The sequence below is a fragment of the Rhodococcus sp. CX genome, assembly GCF_015865005.1.
Classification (GTDB): Bacteria; Actinomycetota; Actinomycetes; order Mycobacteriales; family Mycobacteriaceae; genus Rhodococcus.
The window spans coordinates 1-7,515 of the sequence record NZ_JADZGH010000008.1; the positions used below are offsets into that span (position 1 = coordinate 1).

General features: G+C 70.1%; 8 protein-coding genes and 2 pseudogenes. 2 read left to right on the top strand and 8 right to left on the bottom strand.

What is annotated here, in order from left to right:
* The 3 genes and pseudogenes from I0Q12_RS00500 to sigE form a co-directional block, all read right to left on the bottom strand.
* Nucleotides 1-436, bottom strand: a pseudogene (locus I0Q12_RS00500) (serine protease); the annotation flags it as partial.
* 127 nt (nt 437-563) lie between these two features.
* Nucleotides 564-917 (bottom strand): zf-HC2 domain-containing protein, encoded by a 354-nt coding sequence (locus I0Q12_RS00505; RefSeq protein WP_197250095.1) that lies wholly within the window; start codon nt 915-917, stop codon nt 564-566.
* Nucleotides 918-933: 16 nt separating this feature from the next.
* Nucleotides 934-1,611, bottom strand: coding sequence for an RNA polymerase sigma factor SigE (gene sigE / locus I0Q12_RS00510; RefSeq protein WP_231609761.1), 678 nt, complete (start codon nt 1,609-1,611; stop codon nt 934-936).
* Nucleotides 1,612-1,886: 275 nt separating this feature from the next.
* Between sigE and I0Q12_RS00515 the strand changes: the two genes are divergently transcribed.
* Entirely contained in the window at nt 1,887-2,522 is a 636-nt protein-coding gene (locus I0Q12_RS00515) for an O-methyltransferase (protein ID WP_197250096.1), read from the top strand.
* Between the two features lie 15 nt (nt 2,523-2,537).
* Here I0Q12_RS00515 and glgC read toward each other — a convergent pair whose 3' ends face one another.
* Nucleotides 2,538-3,752, bottom strand: coding sequence for a glucose-1-phosphate adenylyltransferase (gene glgC / locus I0Q12_RS00520; protein ID WP_197250097.1), 1,215 nt, complete (start codon nt 3,750-3,752; stop codon nt 2,538-2,540).
* A gap of 106 nt (nt 3,753-3,858) precedes the next feature.
* On the opposite strand from glgC, the pseudogene glgA reads away from it, so the two are divergent.
* A pseudogene (gene glgA, locus I0Q12_RS00525) lies at nt 3,859-5,027 on the top strand (glycogen synthase).
* 40 nt (nt 5,028-5,067) lie between these two features.
* Here the strand turns inward: glgA and I0Q12_RS00530 are convergent.
* From I0Q12_RS00530 to I0Q12_RS00545, 4 genes are all read right to left on the bottom strand, one after another.
* The gene (locus I0Q12_RS00530; RefSeq protein ID WP_197250098.1) at nt 5,068-5,922 is read right to left on the bottom strand and encodes a putative RNA methyltransferase; all 855 of its coding nucleotides are present in this window, start codon (nt 5,920-5,922) and stop codon (nt 5,068-5,070) included.
* An 88-nt stretch (nt 5,923-6,010) separates the two neighbouring features.
* On the bottom strand, nt 6,011-6,178 hold the full coding sequence (locus I0Q12_RS00535; RefSeq protein ID WP_006554284.1) for a DUF3117 domain-containing protein: 168 nt from the start codon (nt 6,176-6,178) through the stop codon (nt 6,011-6,013).
* A 148-nt stretch (nt 6,179-6,326) separates the two neighbouring features.
* A complete protein-coding gene (locus I0Q12_RS00540; protein WP_197250099.1) occupies nt 6,327-6,899 on the bottom strand; it encodes a DNA-3-methyladenine glycosylase I in 573 nt (190 codons plus the stop codon).
* The coding region (locus tag I0Q12_RS00545; RefSeq protein WP_197250100.1) for a DivIVA domain-containing protein at nt 6,896-7,515 on the bottom strand (620 nt) is incomplete at its 5' end. The genes I0Q12_RS00540 and I0Q12_RS00545, both read right to left, overlap by 4 nt.

Genomic DNA, 7,515 nt, shown 5'->3' on the forward strand with positions numbered 1-7,515 from the left:
GAACCTGCTCACCCGCCTGCTGCGCGGCGGGTCCGAGCCGTACCGGGGTCGACGGATCGCGCCAGGGATCGGGTTCGGGGGCCTCGTTTCCGGCATCGGCGCCGGGTGCGGCGGGCGGTCGCTGCAGGGTTTCGGTGGCGTCGTCGGGCCGGCCGAACGCCTCGGCGAGGACCGGGTCGGCGGGCGGGACGTGCGCTACCGGGGGTTCGGCGGCGCGGGCGCGGGCGGCGTCGGTGAACGATCCGGCCGTTCCCGAGGGCCGGCCGAAGACCCGCGCGGCGGCGGGGTCGACCGCGGGCCGGTACACCGGGCGCGGTTCCAGGCGTGGCGCATCCGCCGGACGTTCGATCGCCGGGGACGCGGCGGCGGGGCCTGCCGGCTCACCGTCGGTGGCTTGCCACCCGGACTGCTGCACTGATTCCGCTTCCGCCGTCACGCGTGTCCGTCTCCCCCGTCGTGGTCACTCACGGTGCCCAGTATCACCGATGGGGCCCGGTATCTCCGACGGGCCCGCGTATTCGGGTGGGGCAGCATGTTCAGGTAGATCAGCGTATCCGGGTGGGTCAGCGGCGCCGGCGGATGGACCAGCGGCGTGCCCCCGGCCACATCTGTTCCAGCCCGGGCAACAGCGACTGCGGTGCCTGCGCGGGGGAATCCTGGAGATGGGTGGGGATGTTGCTGAGCGCACCGAGCAGGGAACTCGGCATCTGCGGTGCCCGACGGGCGGCGTTGCGCAGCGCGTGACGTGCCTGCTGCTGGGCCTCCACCTCGGCTGCGCACTCGGGGCACATCGCCAGGTGCTGGGACGCCCGCAGGTACGCGTTCATCCGCAGTTCGCCGTCGACGTACGCCGCGACGGCTTCGCTGGCGAGATGCTCAGTGGAGCCGAACTGTCGGGGCGGGAACCCCATAGTCATCAGACCCTCCTGGCGGCTACCCCGCACGGACTCGACCGGACTCGTTCTCCGCATTCTGACGGAGATGCTCGCGCAGTGCCTGGCGACCCCGGTGGATGCGGCTGCGCACCGTGCCGAGTTTGACGCCGAGCGTGGCACCGATCTCCTCGTACGAGAGTCCTTCGATGTCACACAGCACCACAGCCGCACGATACTCCGGCGCCAGCGAATCGAGCGCGGACTGCAGGTCTGCGTCGAGACGGGCGTCGTGGTAGATCTCCTCCGGGTTCGGCCCCTCGGCGGGAACCCGGTCGTAGTCCTCGGGCAACGCTTCCATGCGGATGCGGTTGCGGCGGCGCACCATGTCCAGGAACAGGTTCGTGGTGATGCGGTGGAGCCAGCCCTCGAACGTGCCGGGCTGGTAGTTCTGGAGGGACCGGAACACGCGGATGAACGTGTCCTGGGTGAGGTCTTCGGCGTCCTGCGCGTTGCCGGACAGCCGGTAGGCCAGCCGGTACACGCGGTCGCCGTGTTCGCGGACCAATTCGTCCCACGACGGCATCGCCCCACGATCGCCCGTGGCGTCGAAGACCGCCGTGCCGCTCAGCTCGGCGACCGCGTCACCGTCGGTGCTGCCGTCGAACACGTCGGAACCGGTGAGGGCCCCGCCGGAGGCGGTTAGGGCACGAGTAACGCTCGTGGGGGTATCGACCATGTGGATCGCTGGATCCTCCTCTTCGGGACCGCCGATCGAGAACTGTCACGTACCCTGTCGAACGCTCGGGGCGGCCGGATTGTTCCCCGACCCGTGTGACATCCGTCGACCGTTGCAGCGCGGTCTGCGCCGCGCAGTCTGCTCTGCGTGTGGCTACACCCTCCCCTTTCCCCATGTGCCACCCCTATGAGTAACCTGAGGCGGAGCTGAGAATTCATCCCCCGGGTCGTGCGCGCCTGCCTGCGCGGACGCGATCTCGACGCTAGCCTCGACCCGTGCAGACCAATGCCGAACGGATTCTGGCCCACGCCGAGAACGTCGTCGTCGAGGACGAGCTGCTCGTCGCGGCGCGCGAACGTGCCCTCGACCTGGGCGCCGATCCGATCCCGCCCTCCGTCGGCGCCGCGCTCGCCCTTTTCGCCCGGATGCTCGACGCGAAGACCGTCGTCGAGATCGGGACCGGCGCCGGTGTCAGTGGACTGTGGCTGCTGCACGGCCTGCGCGAGGACGGCGTGCTGACCACGATCGACAGCGAGCCGGAGCATCAGCGGGCCGCGAAGGAGGCGTTCCGCGATGCCGGGATCGCGGCCTCGCGCACCCGGCTCATCAACGGACGCGCCCTCGACGTGCTGCCGCGGCTGGCCGACTCCGGCTACGACCTGATCTTCGTCGACGCAACCCCCGCCGACCACCCGCACTACGTGCGCGAGGGTGTGCGTCTGCTGCGCCCCGGTGGGGTCCTGGTCCTGCACAACGCGCTGCTCGGCGGACGGGTCACCGACCCGAGCGAACGGGACGCGACCGTCCTGTCGGTCCGGGACGCGGCCCGCGCGGTCTCGGCGGACGACCGCCTCTCCCCGGTGGTGCTGCCCCTCGGCGACGGGCTGCTGTGCGCGGTGCGGATCAGCTGATCCGGGACTGCTCCGTCAGATCCACACACCCTTGCCGATGGCGACGACCCCGCCGTTGCTGACCGCGAACCTCTGACGGTCGCGTTCGAGATCGACACCGATGATCTCGCCGTCGCCCACCACGACGTTCTTGTCGAGGATCGCGCGACGCACCACCGCGCCCTTGCCGATGCGCACGCCCGGCATCAGAACGCTGCCCTCCACGGTCGCTCCGTCCTCGACCATGACGTTCGAGCTGAGCACCGAGTTGCGGACGGTCGCGGCGGACAGGATGCTGCCCGCCCCGACGATCGATTCCTGCGCGAGTCCGCCCTGCACGAACTTCGCGGGCGGCAGGTTCTCGGCGGCGCCGCGGATCGGCCAGCGCTTGTTGTAGAGGTTGAAGATCGGGTGCACGGACACCAGGTCCATGTGGGCGTCGTAGAAGGCGTCCAGCGTCCCCACGTCCCGCCAATAGGCACGGTCGCGTTCGGTGGCGCCGGGCACGACGTTGTCGTTGAAGTCGTAGACGTGGGCAGCACCCTGGGCGACCAGCGCCGGGATGATGTCGCCGCCCATGTCGTGGTCGGAATCGGAATTCTCGGAGTCCGCCCGCAACGCCTCCACCAGCACCTTGGTGGTGAACACGTAGTTGCCCATCGACGCGAACGTCACGTTCGGGTCGTCGGGAGTTCCGGGCGGGTGCGCGGGCTTCTCCAGGAACTGGGTGATGCGGCCCTGTTCGTCGCTGTCGATGCAACCGAACGCGTACGCTTCGCTGCGCGGCACCCGGATCCCGGCGACGGTGACGCCCGCACCGGATTCGATGTGCTGGCGCACCATCTGCTCCGGATCCATGCGGTAGACGTGGTCCGCGCCGAACACGACGATGTACTCGGGATCCTCGTCGTACACCAGGTTCAGAGACTGCAGGATCGCGTCGGCGCTGCCGGTGTACCAGCGCGGACCGAGCCGCTGCTGCGCGGGAACCGGCGTGATGTATTCGCCGGTGAATCCGGACAGCCGCCACGTCTGGGAGATGTGACGGTCCAACGAGTGGGACTTGTACTGCGTCAGCACGCAGATGCGCAGGTAGCCCGCGTTCACCAGGTTGCTCAGCACGAAGTCGATCAGACGGTATGCGCCGCCGAACGGCACGGCAGGCTTGGCGCGGTCGGCCGTCAGCGGGTACAGGCGTTTGCCCTCGCCGCCGGCGAGCACGATTCCAAGCACATGTGGCTGGCTCCTCACACAGTCAACCTATCCGCCACCCCACAACGCCGCCAGCGATGCGCAACATCGACACGCAGAGGTGACCCCGGTAGCCGGAACATCGCGAGCCGGATAGTTTGAGCGGGTGCGGGTGGCAATGATGACGCGGGAGTACCCGCCCGAGGTCTACGGCGGAGCCGGAGTGCACGTCACCGAGCTCGTGGCGCAGCTGCGACGGCTCTGCGACGTGGACGTGCACTGTATGGGTGCGCCCCGCGAGGGCGCGTTCGTCCACGACCCGGATCCGGCGCTCGCCGGCGCGAATGCCGCGCTGACGACGCTGTCGGCCGAGCTGCGGATGGCGCACGCGGCGAGCGGCGTCGACGTGGTGCACTCGCACACCTGGTATTCCGGCCTGGCCGGGCACCTGGCGGCCGAACTGTACGACGTGCCCCACGTGCTCACCGCCCACTCGCTCGAACCGCGGCGGCCGTGGAAGGCCGAGCAGCTCGGCGGCGGTTACCGCATCTCGTCGTGGTCCGAACGCAACGCCGTGCAGTACGCCGACGCGATCATCGCGGTCAGCGCCGGGATGCGGCTCGACGTCCTCGACGCGTACCCGTTCGTCGATCCGGCGAAGGTGCACGTGGTCCGCAACGGAATCGACACCGGGGTGTGGCATCCGGGACCGGCGGAAGGGCCCGAATCGGCGCTCGACCGGCTCGGAGTCGATCCGGACCGGCCGATGGTCGCGTTCGTCGGCCGCATCACCCGGCAGAAGGGTGTCGGCCACCTGATCGCGGCGGCGCACCATCTCGACCCGGACATCCAGCTGGTGCTGTGCGCGGGCGCTCCGGACACCCCGAGATCGCCGCCGAGACCGAACGCGCGGTCGCGGAACTGCAGGAGCGGCGCGGCGGCGTGTTCTGGGTCCAGGAGATGCTGCCCACCGAATCGGTCCGCGAGATCCTCTCGGCGGCACGGGTGTTCGTGTGCCCCTCCGTGTACGAGCCGCTCGGGATCGTGAATCTCGAGGCGATGGCCTGCGAAACCGCCGTGGTCGCGTCCGACGTCGGCGGTATCCCGGAGGTCGTCCAGGACGGCATCACGGGACGTCTCGTGCACTACAACTCGTACGAACCGCAGACCTACGAGCGTGCGCTCGCCGCGGCGGTGGACGAAATCGCGCTCGACGCGGATCTCGCCGCCCGGATGGGCCATGCCGGGCGCGATCGCGCGGTCGCCGAGTTCTCGTGGGCGCAGATCGCCCGGCAGACGCTCGCGGTCTACCAGGACGTCGCCGCGCGCCGGTGAGCCGGTAGGCGCGGTCCAGTGATGCGCCGGCAGGCGCGGTTCAGTCCCGCCGGGTCCACACCGAGACGGTGACGGCCGCCGTCACCGTGAACGGCTCGGGCAGCTCCGCCAGCAGCGCCGCGCGGCGATCCGCCGTGACGTGATGGGCGGACGGTCCCATTCCCGCGAGCAGGGCGAGCTCGTCGTGGCCCAGGGCCATCGCGAATCGGAGCTCGCGGCGGTCCGTGCGGTCGAAGGCCCCGGACAGGGCCGCCCCGAGGCGTTCGGTCTTGCGGTCGTCGACCTGCACCATGCCGGGTAGCGCGACCAGTTCCTGCAGGTGCTCGGTCGTCGGGGTGACGACGACGAGCCGCCCGCCGGGTTCGAGCACCCGATGGGTCTCCTCGGCGTTGCGCGGCGCGAAGATCGACAGGACGTGACTGAGCGACCCGGTGCGCACCGGCAGCTGCCGCCACACGTCGGCGAGCACGGCACCGACGCGAGGATGGCTGCGGGCGATGCGGCGCACCGCGGGTTTGGAGACGTCGAGGCCGATGCCGCGCGAGTCCGGCAGCGCGTCGAGCACGGTGGCGAGGTACTGGCCTGTGCCCGCACCCACTTCGAGGATGCGCGCCGCCGGGGGATTGTCGCCGGCCGGCGGAGTCTCGGCGCACGCCCGGGCGACGGCGTCGCGGATGGGGTCGTAGTGTCCGGCACCGAGGAAGTCTCCCCGCGCGGCGATCATCTCGGCGGTGTCCCCGGTGAAGCGGGTCGCGGCGCCGGTGAGGAGCGTGACGTAGCCCTGTTTCGCGACGTCGAAGTTGTGTCCGCTCTCGCACAGCAGGGCGGAGTCGTCGAGGTCCATGCCGAGTCCGCACTGCGGGCACGCGAGCAGATCGGTCACCGCGTCGAGCACCGGTGCTCCTCACAGATGGGGTCGTGGAACGAGTCCGGGCCCCGCGCATCGAGGAGCGCAGGGCCCGGATCGTCCGAAATCGGACAGATCAGCTGGTAACACTCTTGAGTTCGTCACCGAGGGCAGCAGCCTCTTCCGGCGTGAGCTCGACGACCAGACGTCCGCCTCCCTCGAGTGGAACCCTCATGACGATTCCTCGTCCCTCTTTGGTTGCTTCGAGGGGACCGTCCCCGGTCCGGGGCTTCATGGCCGCCATCCTCTGCTCCCTCCAAATCTGCGCTCAACGACTGAGCGCCTGGGTTACCGTTGTGCCCGGACAGTTTATCGGCGGGCTCGCCTTCCCATTCTTCCCTATCCGGGCATGGACCGGGTAGCTGACTCCTTGGTCACATCACATTTTTTGGTCAAGCGTCCATTTGGACCCAGCAGTCCGCGACGTGATCGTCGACCATTCCGGTGGCCTGCATCAGCGCATACGCCGTGGTCGGGCCGACGAATCGGAAGCCGTGGCGCTTGAGCTCGCGGGCCATGGCGGTGGATTCCGGGGTGACGGCGGGGATCTGCGCGACCGTCGCGATCCGCGCCGGGCGGCGCGGTGGCGCGAACGACCACAGCAGCGTGTCGAGGTCCGTGTCGGCCAGATCCAGCACAGCGCGGGCGTTGGCGATCACAGCGTCGATCTTGCGCCGGTTCCGGACGATTCGGGCGTCGGCGAGCAGGCGGTCAACGTCGGCGTCGCCGAACCGGGCGACCGCCTCGACGTCGAAACCGGCGAAAGCCTCTCGGAACGCCTCCCGCTTGCGCAGGATCGTCAGCCACGACAACCCGGACTGGAACGCCTCGAGGCAGAGGCGTTCGAACAGTTCGTCGCGGCCGTGCAGCTCCCGGCCCCACTCGGTGTCGTGGTAGTCGCGGTACAGGGTGGAGCCGGGCGTGTCGACCGCCCACGGGCACCGCACCCGGCCGTCGCCGCTCACCGCTTCTCCCCCGGACCGGGCTCCGAGTCCCAGGCTTCGCCCGTTTCGGCGTCCCCTGTTTCGGTGCGCGCGGCTTCGGTGCGCGCGGGTTCGGTGCGCGTGGCTTCGGCGCGCGCCGCCTCGGCACGGGCGACGACGGCGTCGGTCGCGATCGCTTCGGTCTCCGCGTCGGCATCGGCCTCGTGCGCGAACTCCTCCGCCGGACCCTCGTCCGTGTCGGCGTCGGTATCGGCGGGCTCGAAATCCTCGAATTCCCCGGTCTCGAACTCCCCTGTCTCGAGTTCTCCCACCTCGAAGTACCGCTCGCCGCCGTCGGAGGCGACCGGTACCCCGGCGCGCTCGTATTCGGCGACGCGGGCCCGCAGCCCGTCGATCTCCCGGGCCAGCCGGTCCAGCGCCCAGTCCACCTCGGACGTCTTGTAGCCCCGGACCACCTGCTGGAACCGCAGATTGTGCACGTCGACGCCGGTGACGTCGGTGGCGGGCAGCACGGTCGCCGTGGTCCCCGGGGGGATCGGCGCCAGGGCCTCTCCGCGGCCGAACACGGCACTCGCGGCGGCGAACAACGCCGCGCCGACGACCACCATGACGACGACGTACAGCAGAACCGTCAGCA